Here is a 222-nt window from a genome sequence, read left to right on the forward strand (position 1 = left end):
CCCCACCGACCCCTCTTCCAGCGTCACCAGGACCTCGTGGCGCGCGGCCAGGTCCAGGATCAGTGCCTCGTCCAGCGGCTTGGCGAAGCGCGCATCCGCCACGCTCACCGCGATGCCCTCCGCCTCCAGCGCGTCGGCCGCCTTCAGCGCCTCCGACAACCGCGTGCCCAGGCTCAGCAGCGCCACCCGCGCCCCCTCGGGCGCGCGCACCATCCGGCCCCG

At 75.7% G+C, this 222-nt stretch carries 1 protein-coding gene; it reads right to left on the bottom strand.

The genetic code is table 11. The annotated features are described in order from the left end of the window. Positions 1-222, bottom strand: a 222-nt coding sequence (locus ASF20_RS24765; RefSeq protein ID WP_280136459.1) for a transketolase C-terminal domain-containing protein, incomplete at both ends; no start/stop codon positions are given.

It is taken from the genome of Methylobacterium sp. Leaf88, from assembly GCF_001422795.1.
In the GTDB taxonomy this organism is placed as follows: Bacteria; Pseudomonadota; Alphaproteobacteria; order Rhizobiales; family Beijerinckiaceae; genus Methylobacterium.